Source organism: Streptomyces pristinaespiralis, assembly GCF_001278075.1.
Taxonomy (GTDB): domain Bacteria; phylum Actinomycetota; class Actinomycetes; order Streptomycetales; family Streptomycetaceae; genus Streptomyces; species Streptomyces pristinaespiralis.
In genome coordinates this window covers 5,107,104-5,129,101 of the sequence record NZ_CP011340.1, presented here as the reverse complement: position 1 = coordinate 5,129,101, position 21,998 = coordinate 5,107,104, and the positions used below count along the sequence as shown (strand labels likewise).

18 protein-coding genes and 1 tRNA gene are annotated in these 21,998 nt (G+C 71.2%); 12 read left to right on the top strand and 7 right to left on the bottom strand.

Features of this window, described 5'->3' with window-relative positions; all coding sequences use genetic code 11:
* Positions 1-287: 287 nt before the first annotated feature.
* On the bottom strand, positions 288-1,610 hold the full coding sequence (locus tag SPRI_RS21880) for a sensor histidine kinase (RefSeq protein ID WP_053557200.1): 1,323 nt from the start codon (positions 1,608-1,610) through the stop codon (positions 288-290).
* A gap of 394 nt (positions 1,611-2,004) precedes the next feature.
* On the opposite strand from SPRI_RS21880, the gene SPRI_RS21875 reads away from it, so the two are divergent.
* The 8 genes from SPRI_RS21875 (at position 2,005) to SPRI_RS21840 (ending at position 9,365) form a co-directional block, all read left to right on the top strand.
* Positions 2,005-2,076, top strand: a tRNA-Gln gene (locus SPRI_RS21875).
* Between the two features lie 111 nt (positions 2,077-2,187).
* Entirely contained in the window at positions 2,188-3,663 is a 1,476-nt protein-coding gene (gene glmU, locus SPRI_RS21870) for a bifunctional UDP-N-acetylglucosamine diphosphorylase/glucosamine-1-phosphate N-acetyltransferase GlmU (protein ID WP_005316593.1), read from the top strand.
* 124 nt (positions 3,664-3,787) lie between these two features.
* On the top strand, positions 3,788-4,765 hold the full coding sequence (locus tag SPRI_RS21865) for a ribose-phosphate diphosphokinase (RefSeq protein WP_005316590.1): 978 nt from the start codon (positions 3,788-3,790) through the stop codon (positions 4,763-4,765).
* 293 nt (positions 4,766-5,058) lie between these two features.
* Positions 5,059-5,655 carry a 50S ribosomal protein L25/general stress protein Ctc gene (locus SPRI_RS21860; RefSeq protein WP_005316588.1) on the top strand — a complete coding sequence of 199 codons (597 nt, stop codon included), beginning with the start codon at positions 5,059-5,061 and terminating at the stop codon, positions 5,653-5,655.
* Between the two features lie 103 nt (positions 5,656-5,758).
* Entirely contained in the window at positions 5,759-6,352 is a 594-nt protein-coding gene (gene pth / locus SPRI_RS21855; RefSeq protein ID WP_005316587.1) for an aminoacyl-tRNA hydrolase, read from the top strand.
* 143 nt (positions 6,353-6,495) lie between these two features.
* Positions 6,496-7,725, top strand: coding sequence for an MFS transporter (locus SPRI_RS21850; protein ID WP_053557199.1), 1,230 nt, complete (start codon positions 6,496-6,498; stop codon positions 7,723-7,725).
* A 300-nt stretch (positions 7,726-8,025) separates the two neighbouring features.
* Positions 8,026-8,496 carry a hypothetical protein gene (locus SPRI_RS21845; protein ID WP_005316584.1) on the top strand — a complete coding sequence of 157 codons (471 nt, stop codon included), beginning with the start codon at positions 8,026-8,028 and terminating at the stop codon, positions 8,494-8,496.
* A gap of 182 nt (positions 8,497-8,678) precedes the next feature.
* Positions 8,679-9,365: an LPXTG cell wall anchor domain-containing protein gene (locus tag SPRI_RS21840; protein WP_005316581.1), complete on the top strand. Its 687-nt coding sequence runs from the start codon at positions 8,679-8,681 to the stop codon at positions 9,363-9,365.
* A gap of 111 nt (positions 9,366-9,476) precedes the next feature.
* On the opposite strand, the gene ppc is transcribed toward SPRI_RS21840, so the two are convergent.
* Complete coding sequence (ppc, locus tag SPRI_RS21835; RefSeq protein WP_005316579.1) at positions 9,477-12,206, bottom strand: phosphoenolpyruvate carboxylase; 2,730 nt, start codon at positions 12,204-12,206, stop codon at positions 9,477-9,479.
* Between the two features lie 216 nt (positions 12,207-12,422).
* Here ppc and SPRI_RS21830 point away from each other — a divergent pair, with 216 nt between their 5' ends.
* The 3 genes from SPRI_RS21830 to SPRI_RS21820 all read left to right on the top strand — a co-directional run bounded on the left by SPRI_RS21830 (position 12,423) and on the right by SPRI_RS21820 (position 15,990).
* The gene (locus SPRI_RS21830) at positions 12,423-13,433 is read left to right on the top strand and encodes an acyl-CoA desaturase (protein ID WP_005316577.1); all 1,011 of its coding nucleotides are present in this window, start codon (positions 12,423-12,425) and stop codon (positions 13,431-13,433) included.
* A complete protein-coding gene (locus SPRI_RS21825) occupies positions 13,430-14,119 on the top strand; it encodes a TetR/AcrR family transcriptional regulator (protein WP_182327669.1) in 690 nt (229 codons plus the stop codon). Before SPRI_RS21830 ends, SPRI_RS21825 begins: the two co-directional genes overlap by 4 nt.
* Positions 14,120-14,238: 119 nt before the next feature.
* Complete coding sequence (locus tag SPRI_RS21820; protein ID WP_037774452.1) at positions 14,239-15,990, top strand: FG-GAP repeat domain-containing protein; 1,752 nt, start codon at positions 14,239-14,241, stop codon at positions 15,988-15,990.
* A gap of 82 nt (positions 15,991-16,072) precedes the next feature.
* Here SPRI_RS21820 and SPRI_RS21815 read toward each other — a convergent pair whose 3' ends face one another.
* Complete coding sequence (locus tag SPRI_RS21815) at positions 16,073-16,894, bottom strand: trans-aconitate 2-methyltransferase (protein ID WP_037776695.1); 822 nt, start codon at positions 16,892-16,894, stop codon at positions 16,073-16,075.
* A gap of 132 nt (positions 16,895-17,026) precedes the next feature.
* Between SPRI_RS21815 and SPRI_RS21810 the strand changes: the two genes are divergently transcribed.
* The gene (locus SPRI_RS21810; protein WP_005316568.1) at positions 17,027-17,524 is read left to right on the top strand and encodes a MarR family winged helix-turn-helix transcriptional regulator; all 498 of its coding nucleotides are present in this window, start codon (positions 17,027-17,029) and stop codon (positions 17,522-17,524) included.
* Here SPRI_RS21810 and SPRI_RS21805 read toward each other — a convergent pair.
* The 4 genes from SPRI_RS21805 to galT all read right to left on the bottom strand — a co-directional run bounded on the left by SPRI_RS21805 (position 17,483) and on the right by galT (position 21,853).
* On the bottom strand, positions 17,483-18,283 hold the full coding sequence (locus SPRI_RS21805; protein ID WP_037774450.1) for a response regulator transcription factor: 801 nt from the start codon (positions 18,281-18,283) through the stop codon (positions 17,483-17,485). The genes SPRI_RS21810 and SPRI_RS21805 overlap by 42 nt on opposite strands.
* A 452-nt stretch (positions 18,284-18,735) precedes the next feature.
* Positions 18,736-19,848, bottom strand: a complete 1,113-nt coding sequence (gene galK / locus SPRI_RS21800; RefSeq protein WP_053557198.1) for a galactokinase — start codon at positions 19,846-19,848, stop codon at positions 18,736-18,738.
* Entirely contained in the window at positions 19,845-20,813 is a 969-nt protein-coding gene (gene galE, locus SPRI_RS21795) for a UDP-glucose 4-epimerase GalE (RefSeq protein ID WP_005316558.1), read from the bottom strand. Before galE ends, galK begins: the two co-directional genes overlap by 4 nt.
* Positions 20,810-21,853, bottom strand: a complete 1,044-nt coding sequence (gene galT, locus SPRI_RS21790; RefSeq protein ID WP_037774448.1) for a galactose-1-phosphate uridylyltransferase — start codon at positions 21,851-21,853, stop codon at positions 20,810-20,812. The genes galE and galT overlap by 4 nt, the downstream gene beginning before the upstream one ends.
* Between the last annotated feature and the right edge of the window lie 145 nt (positions 21,854-21,998).

The window sequence follows — 21,998 nt, the reverse complement described above, 5'->3', positions numbered from 1 at the left end:
CCCCGCTTCGCACGCCGCCCGTGTACGTGGCGTGCGAGGCACGGTCGGCGCCCCTGCTTCACGCCCGGCGGCCGAGCCGCCGAACCGGCCCCGGGCCCGACCGCCCGGCCCACGGCGCCGCGCCGGACGGCGTGGCTTCGCGGAATGCAGCGCGGGGCAGGCAGCCCGGGTTCGCGGCGCCCGCCCGGATTCGTGGCAATGCAGCGCCGGGCAGGCAGCCCGCGTTCGCGGCGCCCGCCCGGATTCGCGGCACGCGGCCGGCACCCGGACCCGCGGCCCGGCCCCGATCACCTCAGGCTGACCTCCGCGCGGTCGGGCAGCACCGCGGACACCCGGAAGCCCCCCGCGTCCGTCGGCCCCGACACGAAGACCCCGCCCAGCGCGGTCACCCGCTCACGCATGCCCACCAGGCCGTTGCCGCCGCTGGGCAGCCCGGCGTCCGCCGCGCCGCCCGCCGCGTCCGGGGCGCCGTTCTCCACCTGCATCGCGACCTCTTCGTCACGATGCGCGAGGCGCACCATCACCTTGGCGCCGGCCGCGTGCTTGTGGACGTTGGTCAGCGCCTCCTGGATCACCCGGTACGCCGTCTGCTCCACCTCGGGCGGATACGCCCGTACGTCCCCCTGGACGGCGAGCTCCACCACCATGCCCGCCTGCCGCGACTGCCCCACAAGGACGTCGATGTCCGCGATGCAGGGCCCGTCCTCCGCGGCGGCCGCCGCGGCCGCGGCCGCGGCCGCGCCCACGGCGGCGAGCGGCGGCACGTCGGACCGCGCCCTCACCCCGCTCTCGCCGGAACGCAGCACCCCGAGCATCTCCCGCAGCTCCGTCAGCGCCTGGCGGCCCATGTCCCCCACCAGCGCCGCGTTCTTCACGGCCTTCTGCGGGTCCTTCAACGCCACCGCCTGCAACGCCGCCGCGTGCACCACCATCAGACTCACGCGATGGGCGACCACGTCGTGCATCTCCCGCGCGATACGGGTCCGCTCCTCCTGGCGCGCCCACTGCGCCCGCTGCTCCGCCCGGTCGGCCAGCAGCGACAGCTCCTGCTCCAGGCTGTCCGCCCGTTCCCGCAGGCTCTCCATGAGACGCCGGCGGGCCCCTATGTAGAGGCCCAGCAGCACCGGCGGGGCCGTCAGCCCCAGCGACATGAAGACGGCCATCAACGGCACGTACGGTGCGCTGTAGTCACCCGCCTCCACGTCCTGCCGCACACGCACGAACGTCACGATGAACGTCGCGGACAGGGCCATCCCCGCCAGCGTCGCCGTGATCCGCCTCGGCACGTCGGAGGCGGCGAGCGTGTACAGCCCGACGAGCCCCATCAGAAAACCCATCTCGGCCGGCGTGGTCGCGATGGACACCAGGACGACGGCGATGGGCCACCGGCGTCTCAGTACCAGCACGGATCCGACGACCAGCCCGAACAGCACGCCCAACGGCACGGGCAGCGCGGCCTGATCCGCGAACCCGACACCTTGTAGCGCGCACTCGACGGCGGAGGCGACGGCAAGTCCCACGTCCAGCACGGCACTGCGCCGCCGTCTCCACCACAGCGGGCCCCGGGCGGTCGAACCCGAGGCCTCCTGCTGTGCCCCCGTTGTGGTCATGCGTTCCAGCCTACGGGCGGGTGCCAGTCATTTTCACGGGAGCACGACAGCATCCGGCGAGCTCGTTTCCGAGGACGAATACGCCAGATCCGCTCGAACTGGTGAATCGACCAGAGTTTCGACCCGGACGGTCGCGTACCGGACGACGATCAACCGCTTCCGGCCGGGCCGAGCCGGCCGGCGCCGACAGGCAGCCGTCCGGGCGGCCCGCCCGCGAGCACCACGGCCCGACGTTTCGTCCGCGGGAACACCGGGGAGGCGCACCCCCGTTGCCGGGTCGCCCATATCACCGGCAGCGCCGGCCTTTACCGTCGCACGGAGGGCGGTCGGTACGGCATAGTGTTGTGTGCCCAACAGACACCGGGCCGCTTGTCCGGTTTGGTCGTCTTTACGGTCCCCTGTGGTGTAATTGGCAGCACTGAGGCTTTTGGTGCCTTATGTCCGGGTTCGAGTCCTGGCGGGGGAGCTGTCCACCTTCGGGTCCTGGCCTGCGCGGTCGGGACCCGCACTCGTTTCCGGCCCGAAACCCCCCGGTATCCTTCGGTTGTCCCACCACCCGAAGCCGAAGGGCATACCCGTGAGCGCCAATCGCCCGGCAGCCGTCGTCGTCCTCGCAGCGGGTGAGGGCACCCGCATGAAGTCGAAGACTCCCAAGGTCCTGCACGAAATCGCCGGACGTTCGCTCGTCGGACACGTCGTGTCCGCGGCGCGCGAGCTCGGTCCCGAGCAGCTCGTTGTGGTCGTCGGACACGCACGGGAGCAGGTCGAGGCGCACCTCGGCGAGCACTACGCGGGCACCCGCACCGCCTTCCAGGCCGAGCAGAACGGCACCGGGCACGCCGTGCGCATGGGGCTCGAGGAGCTCGGCGACGCCTGGGGGTCCCCCCAGGCCGAAGGCTCTGGGGGAGGGACCGTCGTCGTCGTGTGCGGCGACACCCCGCTGCTCTCCGGCGCCACCCTCTCCGCGCTGACCGCGACGCACACCGCCGACGGCAACGCCGTGACCGTACTGACCGCCGAGGTGCCGGACTCCACCGGCTACGGGCGCATCGTGCGGGACGCCGCCACCGGCGCCGTGACCGCGATCGTCGAGCACAAGGACGCCACCGACGAGCAGCGCGCGATCCGCGAGATCAACTCCGGTGTGTTCGCCTTCGACGGGCAGCTCCTCGCCGACGCCCTGACCAAGGTGCGGACGGACAACAGCCAGGGCGAGGAGTACCTCACCGACGTGCTCGGCATCCTGCGCGAGGCGGGTCACCGGGTCGGCGCGTCCGTGGCCGGCGACCACCGCGAGATCCTCGGCATCAACAACCGCGTACAGCTGGCGGAGGCCCGCAGGCTGATGAACGAGCGGCTGCTGGAGCAGGCCATGATGGCCGGCGTCACGGTCGTGGACCCGGCCTCGGTGATCGTCGACGTGACCGTGACGTTCGAGCCTGACGCGGTGGTGCACCCCGGTACGCAGCTGCTGGGCGCCACGCACATCGGGGAGGGCGCGGAGGTCGGTCCGAACTCGCGCCTGACGAACACGACCGTGCGCGCCGGCGCCCGGGTGGACAACACGGTGGCGGATTCCGCCACCGTGGGCGAGGGCGCCACGGTGGGCCCGTTCGCCTACCTGCGGCCGGGCACGCGCCTCGGCGTGAAGGCCAAGGCGGGCACGTTCGTCGAGGTCAAGAACTCCTCGCTCGGCGAGGGCACGAAGGTGCCGCACCTGTCGTACGTGGGCGACGCGACGATCGGCGACTACACGAACATCGGCGCCGCGAGCGTCTTCGTGAACTACGACGGGGAGTCGAAGCACCACACGACGATCGGCTCCCACTGCCGGACCGGTTCGGACAACATGTTTGTGGCTCCTGTCACGGTCGGGGACGGCGCCTACACCGCCGCGGGCTCCGTGATCACGAAGGATGTGCCGGCGGGTTCGCTGGCCGTCGCCCGCGGCCAGCAGCGGAATATCGAGGGTTGGGTGGCTCGCAAGCGCCCCGGAAGCGCGGCCGCCCAGGCTGCTGCGGTGGCAACGGAACAGGTCGCCGAGGAGAACTGACCGAAAACGGCTGCGTCGAACTCGGCGTACCGTGATACGTGCACACAAAATTCGGCTGGCTCGCGTCCAGGACCCTGGTGCCCTGACTTCCGCGACCAGAGAACACGTCTGAGGAGACAGTGCTGTGACCGGGATCAAGACGACCGGCGAGAAGAAGCTGATGCTCTTCTCCGGCCGCGCCCACCCCGAGCTGGCCGAGGAGGTTGCACACCAGTTGGGTGTCGGCCTCGTCCCGACGAAGGCTTTCGACTTCGCCAACGGCGAGATCTACGTCCGCTTCCAGGAGTCCGCCCGCGGTGCGGACTGCTTCCTGATCCAGAGCCACACGGCGCCCATCAACAAGTGGATCATGGAGCAGTTGATCATGATCGACGCTCTGAAGCGGGCCTCCGCGCGGAGCATCACCGTGATCATCCCGTCCTACGGCTACGCCCGCCAGGACAAGAAGCACCGCGGCCGTGAGCCCATCTCGGCCCGTCTGATCGCCGACATGCTGAAGTGCGCGGGTGCCCACCGCATCCTCACGGTGGACCTCCACACGGACCAGATCCAGGGCTTCTTCGACGGCCCCGTGGACCACCTGTCGGCGCTGCCGGTGCTCGCCGACTACGTGGGCGCCAAGGTCGACCGCGACAAGCTGACGATCGTCTCCCCGGACGCCGGCCGTGTGCGCGTGGCGGACCGCTGGTGCGACCGGCTGGACGCGCCGCTGGCGATCGTCCACAAGCGCCGCGACAAGGACGTCGCCAACCAGGTGACCGTCCACGAGGTCGTCGGTGAGGTCAAGGGCCGCGTCTGCGTCCTGGTCGACGACATGATCGACACGGGCGGCACCATCTGCGCCGCGGCGGACGCGCTCTTCGCGCACGGCGCGGAGGACGTGATCGTGACGGCGACGCACGGCATCCTGTCCGGGCCGGCGGCCGACCGCCTGAAGAACTCGAAGGTGAGCGAGTTCGTCCTGACGAACACGCTGCCGACCCCCGGCGAGCTGGAGCTCGACAAGATCAAGGTGCTGTCGATCGCGCCGACGATCGCCCGTGCCGTGCGTGAGGTCTTCGAGGACGGCTCCGTGACGAGCCTCTTCGAGGAGCAGGCCTGACGGACCGGCGCGACGGACGCGACGGCCCGGCACAACGGCCAGGCGTAACGTTCCTCAAGGGCCGCCCCGCATCGCGCGGGGCGGCCCTTGCGCATGCCGCGGGGATCCGCCCCGCGCACGCCGGAGTGATCCACTTTGGGCTTGAGGGATCGTGCTGGGTAGACTGTCGAAGTTGCTCGGCGAGGGAGGCCGCACTTTTTCGTGCGGCGGTCCGTTATCGACGCGCTCTTCGTAGCAGGCCTGTCGTGGCCGGGTGACCGCCACCAGATTTCTGCTCAATACGAGGAGTGCACATGTCCGAGGTGAAGCTCACCGCCGAGCGCCGTTCCGAGTTCGGCAAGGGCGCTGCCCGCCGTATCCGCCGTGACAACAAGGTCCCCGGCGTCCTCTACGGTCACGGCACCGACCCGGTCCACGTCACGCTGCCGGGCCACGAGCTGCTGCTCGCCCTGCGCACCCCGAACGTCCTGATCTCCCTGGACCTCGGTGGCACGAGCGAGCTGGCCATCCCGAAGGCCGTGCAGCGCGACCCGCTGAAGGGCTTCCTGGAGCACGTCGACCTGCTTCTCGTGAAGCGCGGCGAGAAGGTCAGCGTCGACATCCCGGTCCACACCGAGGGCGACCTGGCGCCGGGCGCCTTCCTGGTCGAGCACGTGCTGAACGCCCTGCCGGTCGAGGCCGAGGCCACCCACATCCCCGAGTCCGTCACGGTCTCCATCGAGGGCCTGTCCGCCGGTGACTCCGTCCTGGCCAAGGACATCACCCTGCCCAAGGGCACCACGCTGACGGTCGAGGACGACACCGTCGTCCTGCAGGTCCTGGCCGCGCAGGCCGAGGAGCCGGCCGCCGAGGGCGCCGAGGGCGAGGGCGAAGAGGCCGCCGAGGCCTGAGCCGTAAGCTCTTCCCGAGCTTGACGACCGACGGGGTGGCGGGCTGCGGCCCGCCACCCCGTTCCCCTGTCCACGGCCGTCCTTACGAGGAGACGCAGCGCAGATGTCCGACACGAACGCCCCCTGGCTGATCGTGGGCCTCGGCAATCCCGGTCCCGGCTACGCGGCGAACCGCCACAACGTCGGCTTCATGGTGGCCGACCTGCTGGCCGAGCGCATCGGCGGCTCCTTCAAGCGGGCGGGCAAGGCGCAGGCTCAGGCACTGGAGGGCCGGATCGGGGCTCCGGGACCGTCGAACCGGCGGGTGATCCTGGCCAAGCCGATGTCGTACATGAATCTGTCCGGCGGCCCGGTGACGGCGCTGCGCGACTTCTACAAGGTGCCGACGTCGAACATCGTCGCCGTCCACGACGAACTGGACATCGACTACGGCACCCTGCGGCTGAAGCTGGGCGGCGGGGACAACGGGCACAACGGCCTGAAGTCCATGACCAAGGCGATGGGTCCGGACTACCACCGGGTGCGCTTCGGCATCGGCCGGCCGCCGGGACGGATGCAGGTCGCGGACTTCGTGCTGAAGGACTTCTCCTCGGCCGAACGCAAGGAACTGGACTACTTCGTGGACCGCGCGGCCGACGCGGTGGAGTGCCTGGTGATCGACGGCCTCGAGCGGGCGCAGGGCACGTACAACTCCTGAGCGGCCGGTCCCCGCCCCACCGCGGCCACGGCCACGGCCCGTACGCAGTCACGACTGTTCGGCGCCGCGGTGCCAAGTGGCCCACCCGCGGGGCGCCCGATTGTCCTGCCCACAGGGGCCGACGGCTGCGTACCGTCGCAGCCATGCCGAATCTCCTTCCGCCCGCGGGACCGCAACGGACGCTGGCCCTCGCCCAGTTGAGCAACTCCGTGGGCGACGGCGCGTATTACGTCACCTCGGCCCTGTACTTCACGCACGTGGTCGGACTCCCGCCCACCAGGATCGGCCTCGGCCTGACCGTGGCCTGGGCCGTCGGCTCGGTCGTCGGCGTGCCGCTCGGCCGGGTCGCGGACCGCCGGGGCCCACGCGGCACGGCGGTGCTGCTCGCCCTGGCGACCGGCGCGGCGGTCGCGTCGTTCCTGGCCGTACGGGACTTCCTGCCGTTCCTCGCCGCCGCCTGCCTCTACGCCACCGCCCAGTCGGGCCTCGCCGCCGCCCGGCAGGCGCTGCTCGCCGGTCTGGTGGCCAAGGAGGAGCGCACGGGCGCCCTGGCCCACCTGCAGTCGACGCTGAACGCGGGCCTCGCCGTGGGCGCCGGGCTCGGCGGGGTCGCGCTGTCCGTCGGAACCAGGTCCGCGTATCTCGCGGTCTTCGCGATCGACGCCTTGAGCTTTCTGCTGTGCGCGCTCGTCCTGCTGCGACTGCCGGCCGTAGCGCCGGTGCACGTCGCCCGGGGCGCGAAGCTGGAAGTGCTGCGGGACCGGCCGTACGCCGTCGTGACGCTCCTCAACACCGTGCTGCTGCTGCGCATGCCGCTGCTCAGCCTCGGTCTCCCCCTGTGGATCACCGAGCGCACGGACGCCCCCGAGTGGCTCGTCTCGGCGCTCTTCATCCTCAACACCGGTGCCGTGGTGCTCTTCCAGGTCCGCACTGCCCGCTCGGTCACCGGACTCGGCACGGCCGCCCGTGCCGTCCGCCGGTCCGGCGTCCTGATGCTCCTCACCTGCGCGACCTTCGCCGTCTCCGCGGGGACTCCGCCCTGGGTCGCGATCACCGCCCTGGTCGGCGGCTCGGTCCTGCTGGTCGCCGCCGAGATGCTCCAGTCGGCCGGGGCCTGGCAGCTCGGCTTCGACCTGGCGCCGGCCGGCCGCATCGGCGAGTACCAGGGCTTCTTCGGCGCAGGCGTCACCATCGCCCGCTCGGCGGGACCACTGCTGCTCACCGCGCTGCTGATGGGCTCGGGCGCGGCGGGATGGCTGCTGCTCGGCGGCCTGTTCCTGGTGACGTCCTGCGCCCTGGGCCCGGCGACGCGCTGGGCGGCGCGGACGCGCCACGCACCGGCCCCCACAGGCGCCGCCACGCGGACCGCGTGAGCCGCGCGTCGCCTGTACCGATCGGCGCGGGGGCCGTGCTGCGGAGCGAAAGGCCGGGCCCGCCTGCTGGGCAGCCGCCGGAGCCCGCGCCCCGTAAGGCGGTTGGGGCGCCAAGAAGTAGCGGCGGACCTCCGCGAGCGCCCTCCAGGCGCTCGTACCGGGTGCCACGAACGGGTCCCGTAGGCCGCTGCCCGCGTGCGCGACGCAGGCGGCCCCGGACGCGCCACCGAGGCGTACGACCCCCGGCGCCGACCGGTCGAGGTTGACCCGGCGTAGCCCTATGGCCAAGGATCACGGGCCATGAAGCGGAACTCCTCCGGCCGGATACTGGTCCTCGCGCGGGGCGCGGCAATGGCGCTCGTCGCCCTCCTGTTGCTGGTCGCCGGCTTCTGGTCGTCGTGGGGCACCGCGCAGCACATCATGCTCTCCAAGGGCCGTGAGCACGGCACACTCGCCGTCACGCGCTGCGACGACGACACCTGCACCGGCGCGTACACGCCGAAGGCGCCGGCGCCCGACCGCGCGCAGGTGACGATCGAGAAGTCCGTCGCGGTGAAGAAGGGCAGGACGCTGGACGTCGTACTGAAGCCGGGCACGGCCGAGGCGGTACGCACGGGCCCCGCCGGCGGCCTGTACGCGTGGGTGCCCCTGGGCGGGGCGCTGCTGCTGGCGGCCCTGGTGATCGGCGGCGGCCTGCGGCTCACGCGGCTGGCGTGGGGCGCGGCGGGTGTCGGCGGGGCGCTGCTGCTGGCGTCGTTCCTGGCGCTGTGACCCGGGCCGACAGGCCCAAGTGCCGTAGCGGAACCGCGCATTCACCTGATCGTTATCCGGACTATCGGGACGAGCGGGAACTCTTGGTGCGGATGCGGCGCGCGGTGTATTGACCCGTCCCCCGGTTCACGAGGACGCTGAGCCGCCCCCCACGGCCTCCCCCTCTCACCGATGGACTGCCCATGCGCACGCTCACTGCCACCGGCGCCCTGCTGGCCGCCGCAGCGCTCTCCCTGACGGCGGCCCCGGCCGCCCTCGCCACACCGCCCGGCGACAACGGCACCGTGAAGATCCACGATGCGACGACCGGCGAGGAACTCCGCAAGAACGAGCCGAAGGTCTGCACCTTCTACCTCGACGCCTTCGGTTTCGATGCCGGCCAGAAGGTCGACTGGCACATCGAGGCCTGGGCGGCCAACGACCTCGACAAGGGAACCTCGGTCAAGGCCGGTTCGATCACCCTCGACGCCGACGGACACGAGCGCACCGAGGACCTGACCCTGCCCGACGGCCAGTACAAGCTGTTCTGGAACTTCGAGGGCGAGCACGGCAGCGCCAAGCACAAGGTCTTCAAGACCGACTGCGAGGGCGAGGGCCCCGCCCCGTCAGCCACGCCGTCCACCACCCCGTCCGGCAAGCCCGGCGAGGAGCCGAGCAGCACTCCGACCGCGCCCGACGCCTCGAGCCCGGCCGCCTCCGCGCCCGGTGGCGGCGACGGTCCCGCGCCGTCCGCCGACGGCGCGAGCGGCGACCTGGCGGAGACGGGCAACGGCGCCCCCGTCGGCGCGCTCGCTGCCGCCGCCGCGGCGCTTGTCGCGACCGGCGGCTACCTGCTGGCACGACGCCGCACCGCCGGCCGTCAGCACTGAACGGACGGCCCGCTGAACGCCGGTGCCTGAACGACGGTGCCTGAACGACGGTGCCCCCGCCGGCCGCTGCATGTCAGCGGCCGGCGGGGGCACCTTCATGCCGCCCCGGCGTCAGCCGGTGTTGCGCAGGCCGGCCGCGACGCCGTTGACCGTCAGCAGCAGGGCGCGGGCCAGCAACGGGTCCGCCTCCTCGCCACGCTCGGCCGCGTCACGCTGCCGCTTGAGCAGCGCCACCTGGAGGTAGGAGATCGGGTCCAGGTAGGCGTCCCTGATGGCGAACGTCTGCTGGAGCACCGGGTTGGAGCCGAGCAGTTCGTCGTTGCCCGTCACCTTCAGCACCTCGCTGACGGTGAGCGCGTGCTCGGCCTCGATGACCTCGAAGACGTGCTTGAGGTTCTCCGGCACCAGCGTGTCGACGTAGTGGCGGGCGATCCGCAGGTCCGTCTTGGCGAGCGTCATCTCCACGTTGGCGATGAAGTTGCGGAAGAAGTGCCAGTTGCCGTGCATCTCCGCGAGCACGGTGTCCAGACCGGCCTCGCGCAGCGCCTTGAGGCCGGAGCCGACACCGAACCAGCCCGGCACGATCTGCCGCGACTGCGTCCAGCCGAACACCCACGGGATGGCCCGCAGTCCGTCGAGGCCGGCGCCCGAGTCGGGACGGCGCGAGGGACGCGAGCCGAGGTGCAGTTCGGCGAGCTGGTCCACGGGGGTGGCGGCGAAGAAGTACGCCGGCAGGTCCGGGTCCTCGACCAGCCTGCGGTAGGCGGCGTGCGCGGCGTCGGAGACGGTGTCCATGGCCGCGTCCCAGCGCGACAGCGCCTCGTCGGACTGGCGGGGCGCCGTGTGCAGGGCGGAGGCCTGGAGCGTGGCGGCGACCGTCAGCTCGAGGTTCTCCCTGGCCAGGGACGGGATCAGATACTTGTCGGAGATGACCTCGCCCTGCTCGGTCACCTTGATCTCGCCCTCGAGCGTGCCCCAGGGCTGCGCGAGGATCGCGTCGTGGGAGGGGCCGCCGCCGCGGCCGACGGTGCCGCCGCGGCCGTGGAAGAGACGCAGCCGCACGCCGTGGCGGTGGGCGACGTCACGCAGCCTGCGCTGGGCGCGGTGGATCTCCCACTGGGAGGTGGTGATGCCGCCGAACTTGGAGGAGTCGGAGTAGCCGAGCATGACCTCCTGGACATCGCCGCGCAGCGAGACGAGCCGGCGGTAGGAGGGGTCGGCGAGCATGCCCTCGAGGATGACGTCCGCGGCCTTCAGCTCGTCGGTCGTCTCCAGCAGCGGCACGATGCCGATCTTCGCCCAGCCGGCGTGCAGGTCGATCAGACCGGCCTCACGGGCGAGGACCGCGGCGGCGAACACGTCGTCCGCGCCCTGGCACATCGAGATGATGTACGACTCGATGACCTCGGGGCCGAACCGCTCGAAGGCCTCCTTGACCGTGTGGAAGACGCCGAGGGTCTTCTGTCCCGCGGCGTCCAGCGGTGCCGGGGTCGGCGCGAGGGGGCGCCGGGAGCGGAGTTCCTTGGCGAGAAGCTTCTGCCGGTAGTCGCGCGGCATGTCCGCGTACCGCCACGACTCCTCGCCGAGCCGGTCGAAGAGCTGGCCGAGCGCGTGGTGGTGGGCGTCGGCGTGCTCGCGGACGTCCATGGTGGCGAGCTGGAGGCCGAACGCGGACAGGGTGCGGATGACCCGGTCCATGCGGCCGTCGGCGAAGAGGCCGCCGCGGTGCTCGCGCAGGGACGTCTGGATCAGGGTGAGGTCCGCGATGAGCTCGGCGGTGCCCAGGTAGTCGCGGCCGTCCTCGTGGGGCGTGCCCTTGGCGAGGCGCTCGCGGGTGTTGACGAGCTTCTGGCGGATGCAGGTGGCCTTGAGCCGGTACGGCTCCTCCGCGTTGAGGCGCTTGTAGCGGGGGCTGATCTCGGGCAGCCGCTCGAGGTCGGTCTGCAGTGAGGCGAGCAGTTCCTCGGTGGCTCCGGCGTAGCGGATCGAGTTCGACAGCAGGCCGCGGAGGTAGTCGATGACCTCGATGGCGTCGGTGATGCCGTGCTCGTGCTGGAGGATCAGCACCTCCCAGGTGACGGCGGGGGTGACGTTCGGGTTGCCGTCGCGGTCGCCGCCGATCCAGGTGCCGAAGGTGAGCGGGCGGGTGCCGGGGGGCAGCTCGACGCCGACCCGCTCGAGCTCGGCGGCGAGGTCCTCCAGGACGTCGCCGACGGCGCCGGCGTGCAGCTCGTCGAGGTAGTAGATGGCGTTGCGGGCCTCGTCGGCGGGCTCGGGGCGGACGACCCGCAGCTCGTCGGTCTGCCAGATCAGGTCGATGTGCTCGGCGAGCCGAAGGTCGTGGCGGCGACGGTCGGCCGCGATGACCGGGCTCTCCAGCAGCTCGGCGATGCGGCGGAGCTTGTTGAGCACGGAGCGCCGGGCGGCCTCCGTCGGGTGGGCGGTGAAGACGGGCCGTACGTTCAGGTTCTTCACGGTCTCGCGCAGGTGCTGCGGGTCCGCGTCCTTGAGCCGGTCGGCGGTGATGGCGAGGAGTCCGCCCTCCGCGGCGCGCCTCGCGCGCATCTCGTGGCCCCGGTGCACCTGCTCGGTGACGTTGGCGAGGTGGAAGTACGTGGAGAAGGCGCGGACCAGCTTGGCCGCGGTCTCCAGGTCGGTGTCGCCCAGCAGCTCGGCGGCGGCCTCACCGTCGGTGCGTGTCAGGGCGCGGACCCGCTCGACGAGGTCGAGAAGTTCCGGGCCCTCCTGGCGGACGAGGGTCTCGCCGAGAAGATCGCCCAGTCGGCGGATGTCGGCACGCAGTTCTGCACTGGCGGTGGGGGTCTGGTCGGCACTGCTCACAGGTGCGGCTCCTTGCAGTGTTTGAGCACGTCTGGAGGGGTACTGGAGGCTTGCGGACCGCGCTGTCCGACGCCACCCAGGATAGGTGGCCGTTCGTCCGGCGTTGTCCACAGGTCTCTTGCCGTGCCGCCCCGCACTGCCATACTTACGTCGCCGTAGGTTACGGATCCGTAGCCAGGCGTCCGTCCCCTCTCTCCCCACCCCCAGGGAACCCTCATGACCACAAGCCCCGATCTGCTGGACGACGTAGCCGGCACTCCGGACTCCCCGCTCCCCTCCGCCACCCGAGGCGGTGACAGCAAGCGGTCGATCGAGCAGATCACTCTGCTCCTGTTCATCACGGTCCCCTTCCTCGCGCTGCTGGCGGCGGTGCCGCTGGCCTGGGGCTGGGGCGTGAGCTGGCTCGACATCGGCCTGCTGGTGGCCATGTACTACATCGGCTGCCACGGGATCACGATCGGTTTCCACCGCTACTTCACCCACGGTTCGTTCAAGGCGAAGCGGCCGCTCCGCATCGCCCTGGCGATCATGGGTTCGCTGGCGGTCGAGGGGCCGCTGGTGCGCTGGGTGGCCGACCACCGCAAGCACCACAAGTTCTCCGACGCCGAGGGCGACCCGCACTCCCCGTGGCGGTTCGGCGAGACCGTCCCGGCGCTGATGAAGGGCCTGTGGTGGGCGCACATCGGCTGGATGTTCGACGAGGAGCAGACGCCGCAGCAGAAGTACGCGCCGGATCTGATCAAGGACCCGGCGCTCCGCCGGATCTCGCGCGACTTCATCTACTGGACGATCCTGTCGCTGGCGATCCCGCCCCTGGTCGGTGGCCTGGTGACGATGTCGTGGTGGGGCGCGTTCACCGCCTTCTTCTGGGGCTCGCTGGTCCGTGTGGCCCTGCTGCACCATGTGACCTGGTCGATCAACTCGATCTGCCACGCCGTGGGCAAGCGCCCCTTCAAGTCCCGCGACCGCTCGGGGAACGTGTGGTGGCTGGCGGTGCTGTCCTGCGGCGAGTCGTGGCACAACCTGCACCACGCCGACCCGACGAGCGCCCGGCACGGTGTGCTCCGCGGCCAGCTCGACTCCAGCGCGCGGCTGATCCGCTGGTTCGAGAAGGCGGGCTGGGCGTACGACGTGCGCTGGCCGCAGCAGTCCCGGCTCGACGCGCGACGTGACGACTCGGGCCGCGGCGAAACCCGCCGCAAGGGCGACGCCGCAAACGCGGCATGATTGACGTCGTGGCGAGTGACGGAAGTATCGGCAGTCCGGACAAGACCAGGGCGTCGGGCGGCAGGCGCGCCCGACGAGTGCGCATGACCGGCGCCGAGCGCCGTGAGCAGCTGTTGGACATCGGCCGCGCCCTTTTCGCGGAGAAGGGCTTCGAGGGCACGTCCGTCGAGGAGATCGCGGCCAAGGCGGGGGTGTCCAAGCCGGTCGTGTACGAGCACTTCGGCGGCAAGGAGGGTCTGTACGCGGTCGTCGTGGACCGCGAGATGCGGCAGCTGCTCGACATGGTGACGGGGGCGCTGACCGCCGGGCACCCGCGTGAGCTGCTGGAGCAGGCGGCCTTCGCCCTGCTGGACTACATCGAGACGTACACGGACGGTTTCCGCATCCTGGTGCGCGATTCGCCCGTCGCCCAGTCGACGGGCACGTTCGCGTCGCTCATCAGCGACATCGCCACCCAGGTCGAGGACATCCTGGGCATGGAGTTCAAGAACCGCGGCTTCGACCCCAAGCTCGCGCCGCTGTACGCGCAGGCCCTGGTCGGCATGGTGGCCCTGACGGGCCAGTGGTGGCTCGACGCCCGCCGCCCGAAGAAGGCGGAGGTCGCCGCCCATCTGGTGAACCTGGCGTGGCACGGACTCGACGGTCTGGAGCAGAAGCCGAGGCTGATAGGGCACCGCAAGAACTGATCAGAACTGATCGCGTTTTCCGTACATCCATGGCCCCCTCCTGTTGGTCTTGATGAGTGCTTGTCCCTCGTCACGAGGTTGAACTCACGACATTTCCCCAGGGGGGGACTTTGACTTCAGTGGAATCCGGCCGTCCCGCAGTCGCGCGCCGCGGACGCCGTGTCGCGACGTGCACGGCACTGGCCCTGTCGGCGGGCATGCTGCTCGCCGCCGTGCCGGCGCACGCGGACGACAACCCGGCGCCTCACGCGCCGGTCGAGCGTGCCGTCCCGAGCGTGGAGGACCTGCGGAAGCCGACGCTTCCGCGCCTCCGCTCGGACGAGCCCGCCGCCGACAGCCCTTCCTTCGGCGCGGAGATCGCCGTCGCCCGGCCCCGCAGCGACGTCGACGGAGACGGCTCCAGCGATCTGCTGCACCGCGCGTGGGACGGCCAGTACTGGGTGTCCGCGAGCGGCAGCGCGGACACGTACCAGTACCCGCTCGGCAACAGCTCCGAGATGTACAAGGACGCGTTCTCCATCGCCGGTCTCGACCCGGCGGCGCCGGACACGCCGACGCACTTCACCCTGTCCGAGACCGGCAGGCTCTCGTCGTACGCCAGCACTCCGTACGGCGGAGACCTGGTGTGGTCGGGCACCGGCTGGCAGCAGTTCAACAAGGTGTTCTCACCGGGCGACCTGACCGGTGACGGCGTCGGCGACGTGCTGGCCCGCAACCCCGCCGGTGAGCTCTTCCTGTACCGGGCCAAGGGCGGGACGGCCGTCGAGCCGTTCGCGGCCAAGGTCAATGTGGGTGGCGGCTGGGGCCAGTACGACCAGATCGTCGGCGTGAACGACACCAACGGCGACGCCATCGCCGACCTGTTCGCCCGTAACACGGCCGGTGAGCTGTACTTCTACTCCGGTACCGGCGAGCCGACCCGCCCCTTCAAGGAGCGGGTCAAGGTCGGCAGCGGCTGGAACGCGTACAACCAGCTGTTCAGCTGGGACGACATCGACGGTGACGGTCTCGGCGACCTCGTCGGCCGCACCCAGGCCGGCGTGCTGTACCTGTACGTCTCCACCGGCACAGGTGCCCTGAAGCCGAGGGAGGAGGGCGGCTCGGGCTGGAACTACGTCTCCCAGTTCGCCGGCTCCGGCAACAACCCGGCGTGGGGCAAGGGCGAGCTGATCGGCGTCGACAAGAGCGGCGTCCTGTACGACTACGTCGTGGAGAACGACGGCACGTTCTCCACGCGGGCCCGGATCGGTGAGGGCTGGGGCGGGTCCAGGCTGTCGCTGACGTCGTCCTTCGACGGCGACGGCTTCGCCGACCTGATCGAGGTCTACGAGGGCACGCTCTACAACTACAACGACATGGCGGGCGACGGGGTCGTCGGCAGCGGCTGGGGGATCTACAACTCCCTGGTCGGCCCGGGTGACCTGTCCGGCGACGGCAAGGGCGACCTGATCGCCAGGGACAGCGCCGGCGTGCTGTGGCTGTACCGCGGCTACGGCACCGGCGCCGGGTTCGCCTCCCGCACGAAGATCGGCAGCGGCTGGGGCCAGTTCAGCGTCCTGACCGGCGCCGGTGACGTCGACGGCGACGGCCGCGCCGACCTGATCGCGCGCGCCACGGACGGCAAGCTGTACCTGTACTCGGGTACCGGGGTCGCCTCCTCGCCGTTCAAGGCGAAGAAGCTCATCGGCAGCGGCTGGAACACCTACAACAAGCTGGTGGCGCCGGGCGACATGAACGGCGACGGCCGCGGCGACCTGGTCGGCCGCAACTCCGACGGCAACCTGTACCGCTACGACGCCAACGGCAGGGGCGGCTTCAACGCCAAGGTCCTGGTCGGCAGCGGCTGGAACACCTACAACGGTCTGTTCTGATCCCGTCCGGCGAACGAGAGCGCCCCGCTCGCGGTGACCACCGCGGCGGGGCGCTCCTGCGTCTTTGCCCTGGACGCCTGCGTCACGACACCTTGCGCGCGACGGCGAAGATCCGCCGGAAGGGGAACACCGTGCCGTGGGGACCCGGAGGGTACGCCTTGCGGAGCAGGTCCCGGTACTGGGCGAGGAACTCCTCCTGCGCCGCCGGGTCGTCGGCGAGTTCGGTGAGCACCGGCCGCAGGGCGGTGCCCTTCACCCAGTCCAGCACCGGGTCCTCGCCGCCGAGGAGCTGGAGGTACGTGGTCTCCCAGGCGTCCGCGTCGCAGCCGAGGTCGGCGAGGCGGGTGAGGTAGTCGGCGGGCTCGAGGATGTGGACGTAGCGCCGGCCGTGGTCGCCGAGACGGGCGCGCCACTGGGGGGTCTCACAGAGCTCGCCGAGCAGGGCGTGGCTGGGCGAGGTGAAGTTGCCGGGGACCTGGAAGGCGAGGGTGCCGCCGGGGGCGAGGCCGTCGAGCCAGACCGCGAAGGACTCGGGGTGGTTGGGCACCCACTGGAGGGCCGCGTTGGAGACGATCAGGTCGTAGGTCTCGTCCGGGGTCCAGTGCGCGGCGTCGGCGGGCCGGAAGTCCAGCCAGCCGCCGCCCGCCGTGGTGCCCGCGTGTTCCTTCTCCGCCTGGGCGAGCATCTCCGGGGAGAGGTCGAATCCGGTGATGTGCGCGTCGGGCCACCGGTCGGCGAGCAGTGCGGTGACATTGCCGGGCCCGCAGCCGATGTCGGCGATCCGGGCGGGCCGGCCGGCGGCGGGCAGCGTGGGTATGCGGGCGAGCATGTCCAGGAAGGGACGGGTGCGGTGCCCGGCGTGGCGGAGGTACTGCTCTGGGTCCCAAGTAGGCGCGGAATGCATGGTGGAGTCCCCCTCGCAGGAACGGAAAGCCGAAACGGAAGCGTGTTCCGGCCCGACCATGCCCAATAGTCCACAAAAATATATCTTGATGTCAAGAGACTTCATGTCGACAGACCCTCTACACTGATCGACATGGAGGACGAGGTCGATCGACTGGTCGCAGCATGGCGCCGTGAGCGCCCGGACCTCGACGTGGAACCGCTCGAGGTGCTCAGCCGCGTCTCCAGGCTCGCCCGCCACCTCGACCGGGCCCGTCGCATCGCGTTCTCGGAGCATCAGCTCGAGCCGTGGGAGTTCGACGTGCTGACCTCGCTGCGGCGGGCCGGCGCGCCGTACCAGCTCTCGCCCGGCCAGCTGCTCACCCAGACGCTCGTGACCTCCGGGACGATGACCAACCGCATCGACCGCCTCGCCAAGAAGAACCTGGTGGAGAGGCTGCCCGACCCCAGCGACCGGCGCGGCGTCCTGGTGCGGCTGACGCCCGAGGGCCGCGACCGCGCGGACCAGGCACTGGCCGGACTGCTCGCCCAGGAGCGGGCGATCCTCTCCGAGCTCTCGGGCGCCCAGCGCGCGGAACTGGCCGCACTGCTACGCCAGTTGACCGCCCCGTTCGACAACATCCCCGGCTAGGGCGGGTCCCGGGTCGAGCTCGGCGGGCCCCACTCCGGCCCGGCGGGCCAGCGCGACGGCGGCGAGCGTGGAGTGCACGCCCAGCTTCCCCAGCACGTTCTGCATATGCGTACGCACGGTGTGCGGCGAGAGGAAGAGGCGCTCGGCGACGGCTTTGCGCCCCAGGCCCGCGACCATGCACCGCAACACCTCCTGCTCGCGCGGGGTCAGCGACTCCACCAGCCGCTCGCTCTCCGTGCGGTGCTTGCGGGCCGCGGTCATCTCCCGCAGCACGCCGGTGAGCAGCGCCGGCGCCAGGTGCGTCTCGTCCCGCAGCACCCCGCGGATCACCGCCAGCAGGCGTTGCAGCGAACAGTCCTTGGCGACCCAGCCGGAGGCGCCCGCCTGGAGGGCCAGGGCGGCACGCCGGGCGTCGTCCTTCTGAGCGAGGACGACGGAGCGCAGCGCGGGCTGGAGCGAGCGGACGCCCGCGACCAGGGAGATCCCGTCGACGACGGCGCCCCCGCCGGTCTCCGGCACCGCACGGGCCACCGGGGCGGCCCTCGGCGGCGGCACCGCGCCCGCCGCCCCCAGATCGGCGTCCACCAGCATCACGTCGAACCGGCGGCCCTCCGCCGCGGCCCGTTCCAGGCAGCGCAGCGCCGCGGGGCCGCTGCCTGCCGCAGCGACCTCCACATCGGGCTCCGCCGCCAGGGCCGCGGCGAGCGACTCGGCGAAGATGCGGTGGTCGTCCACGACCAGGACCCGGATACGAACCACAGGACACCCCCAGTGTCGGAGGACGGACCGGCACGGGTACGCCGCCCGAAGGGCGGGGGTACAGCGCATCGCCCGGCCACCGCCGTGCTGTGACTGATACCCCGCCCCGGGCGCCGTACCCGGCGCTCTCGCCCCCTGATCGACACCGGCCCCCACCGGTGCTGTGGTTCAGAGTACGGACGTGCGGCGGCAGCGGAAGGCTATGTGCAGAACTGATCGGCGGCGTTGTGCGGGGTGTGTCCGATGTTCCGGATCGAGACCCAAGTGGACCAGCGGCGAGAGGTTTTGCCCGGCGCACGCACAGAACAGAACAACGAGGGGCGGGCCGGGCGCACCCCTGGTCGCCCGGCCCGCCCCGGGTTCCTCCCGGCCGGGCTCCCCTCGAAGCCCCTGCCGCCGGGGTCTGTCGTTCGGATCAGGCCGGAGCCCGGCAAGATCCGAACGAGAGGCCCTTAGGACAAGCGGCGGGCCCCCGCCGACGGGACGGCGGTGAAGACACGCGGCTGCTCCAGCGAGGCCGCCGCGAAGGCCTCCTCGACGGATTTCGCCACCAGCGGGGAGGCGGACGTCTCCGTCAGGACGATCGCCGAGCCGCCGAAACCGCCGCCGGTCATCCGGGCCCCCAGCGCGCCGGCCGACAGCGCGGTGTCCACGACGAGGTCCAACTCCCGGCAGGAGACGCGGAAGTCGTCACGAAGTGAGGCGTGCCCCTCGGTCAGCACCGGCCCGATGGCCCTGACCTCGCCGGCCTCCAGGTGAGCGATCACCCGCTCCACCCGGTGGTTCTCGGTGACGATGTGCCGGACCAGGGAGCGCACCTCCGGGTCCTCGAGACGGCCGAGCGCCTCCTCCAGCGAGTCGTACGGGACGTCCCGCAGGGCGGTCACGCCCAGCGCCGCCGCTCCCGCCTCGCAGCCCGCGCGACGTTTGCCGTACTCACCGTCGCTGTGGGCGTGCTTCACCCGGGTGTCCACGACGAGGAGTTCCAGCCCGTGAGCGGCCAGGTCGAAGGGGACCTGCCGCTGGGAGAGGTCCCTGGTGTCCAGGTACAGGGCGTGGCCCTCGGTGCAGCAGGCGGAGGCCGTCTGGTCCATGATGCCGGTCGGGGCGCCGACGTAGACGTTCTCCGCACGCTGGCACAGGCGGGCCATGCGCCAACGCTCCAGGCCGAGTTCGTACAGATCGTTCAGGGCGAGGGCGGTGACGACCTCGATCGCCGCGGACGAGGAGAGACCGGCGCCGGTGGGCACGGTCGACTCGTAGTGGATGTCCGCGCCGCCGACCCGGTGGCCGGCGTCGCGCAGCGCCCAGACGACGCCCGCCGGGTAGTCGGTCCAGCCGCCGGGGCCCCCGGGGGCGAGGTCGTCGACGCGCAGTTCGACCGGGCCGCCGTCCATGTCCGTGGAGGTCAGCCGCAGCACGCCGTCGTCACGGCGCGAGACGGTCGCCACCGTGGTGTGCGGCAGCGCGAAGGGCATCACGAAACCGTCGTTGTAGTCGGTGTGTTCACCGATCAGGTTCACCCTGCCGGGTGCCGCCCACACACCCTCGCCCGTGGAACTCATGACCCGTTCTCCCTCCTGCGGGCGAATGCCCAGGCGTCGGACACGATGCCGGCCAGGTCGGCGCGGCTCGGCTTCCAGCCCAGGCGCTCCTGGGCCCTCGCGGCGGAGGCGACCAGGACGGCGGGATCGCCGCCCCGCCGCTCCGCGACCACCTCGGGCACCGGGTGACCGGTGACCTCGCGGACGGTCTCGATGACCTCGCGCACCGAGAAGCCGTTGCCGTTGCCGAGGTTGCAGATCAGATGTTCACCGGCGGTGGCGGCGTCGAGCGCGAGGAGATGGGCCTCCGCCAGGTCCGCGACGTGGATGTAGTCGCGGACGCAGGTGCCGTCCGGGGTCGGGTAGTCGTCGCCGTAGACGGAGATCGACTCGCGCCGGCCGAGGGCGACCTGGAGCACCAGCGGGATCAGGTGCGACTCGGGGTCGTGGCGTTCGCCCTGGGCGCCGTAGGCCCCGGCGACGTTGAAGTACCGCAGCGAGACCGCCGCGAGACCGTGGGCCGCCGCCTCACCGGTGATCATGTGGTCGACCGCGAGCTTGGTGACGCCGTAGGGGCTGGTGGGCGCGGTCGGGTCGGACTCGGTGATGGGGGTGGAGACCGGCTCGCCGTAGGTGGCCGCGGTGGAGGAGAAGACCAGCGTGCGCACGCCCGCGGAGCGCATGGCCGCGAGCAGTTCCATGGTGCCGCCGACGTTGTTCGCCCAGTACTTCTCCGGCTCGGCGACGGACTCGCCGACCTGCGAGAAGGCCGCGAAGTGCAGCACCCCGTCGTACGAGCCGTCCAGGTGGCGGGCCGCGTCCTGGATGCGGCCCTCGATGAACCCGGCGCCCGCGGGCACCCCTTCGCGGAACCCGGTGGAGAGGTCGTCGAGCACGGTCACCTCGTGACCGGCCTCCAGAAGGTGCTGTGCCACCACACCGCCGACGTATCCCGCACCACCTGTGACCAGGTACTTCTTGCTCACTCGCTCGCTACCTCTCGCAGTCGCATCGCCGCGGCCTCCGGCGGCACATCATTGATGAACACGCTCATACCGGATTCGGAACCGGCGAGGAACTTCAGCTTGCCGGAAGTGCGGCGGATGGTGAAAAGCTCGAGATGGAGACCGAAGGCGTCCCTTCCCTCGCCTTCGAACGGCGCCTGGTGCCAGGCGGCGATGTACGGCGTGGGCGGTTCGCCGGGCCCGAAGATCCGGTCGAAGCGTCTCAAGAGTTCCAGATAGATCTGTGGGAATTCTGTGCGTGCCGCGTCGTCCAGCGCCCGGAGGTCGGGCACCCGCCGCTTCGGGTGGAGGTGCACCTCGTACGGCCAGTGCGCCGCGTACGGCACGAAGGCGATCCAGTGCTCGCCCTCCAGCACCACCCGCACCCCTTCCTCACGCTCGCGCCGGACGAGGTCGTCGAAGAGGTTGCGCCCGGTCGCCGCGTGGTGGGCGGCCGTCGAACGGAGCATCAGCTCCGTGCGCGGGGTCACGAACGGGTAGCCGTAGATCTGCCCGTGCGGGTGCCCGAGCGTGACGCCGATCTCGGCGCCCCGGTTCTCGAAGCAGAAGACCTGCTTGACCTGGGGCAGTTCGGCGAGCTCCGCCGTGCGGTCCGTCCACGCCTCGAGGACCAGCCCGGCCTGCTCCTCGGTGAGATCGGCGAAGGACGCGTCGTGGTCCGAGGTGAAGCAGACGACCTCGCAGCGGCCGGAGTCGCCGGCCAGCGAGGGGAAGCGGTTCTCGAAGACGGCGACGTCGTAGTCGGCTGCCGGAATCTCGCTGAGGCGGCCGTCGCGCGAGGGGCACAGCGGGCATTCGTCGGCCGGCGGGTGGTAGATGCGGCCCTGCCGGTGGGAGGCGATGGCGACCTGGTCGCCGAGCAGCTCGTCGCGCCGGATCTCGGCCGTGGTGGCGACGGCTTCGAGGGGCCGGAGGTCGACGGCATCACGGACGGCGTCGTCGCGCGAGTCGTAGTAGAGCAACTCACGGCCGTCGGCGAGCCGGGTCGACGTCTTCTTCACACGGAGCTCCCTCACCACTCCCATCCAACATAACCGAACACAAGAAATCACAAATCAACAGTCCGGTCAATGGGTGCCCCCCACAGGGGCCTGCTCGGGCCCGCACGGAGAAGCAAACAAAAGGCATCAGGAAACGTGTTCGGTC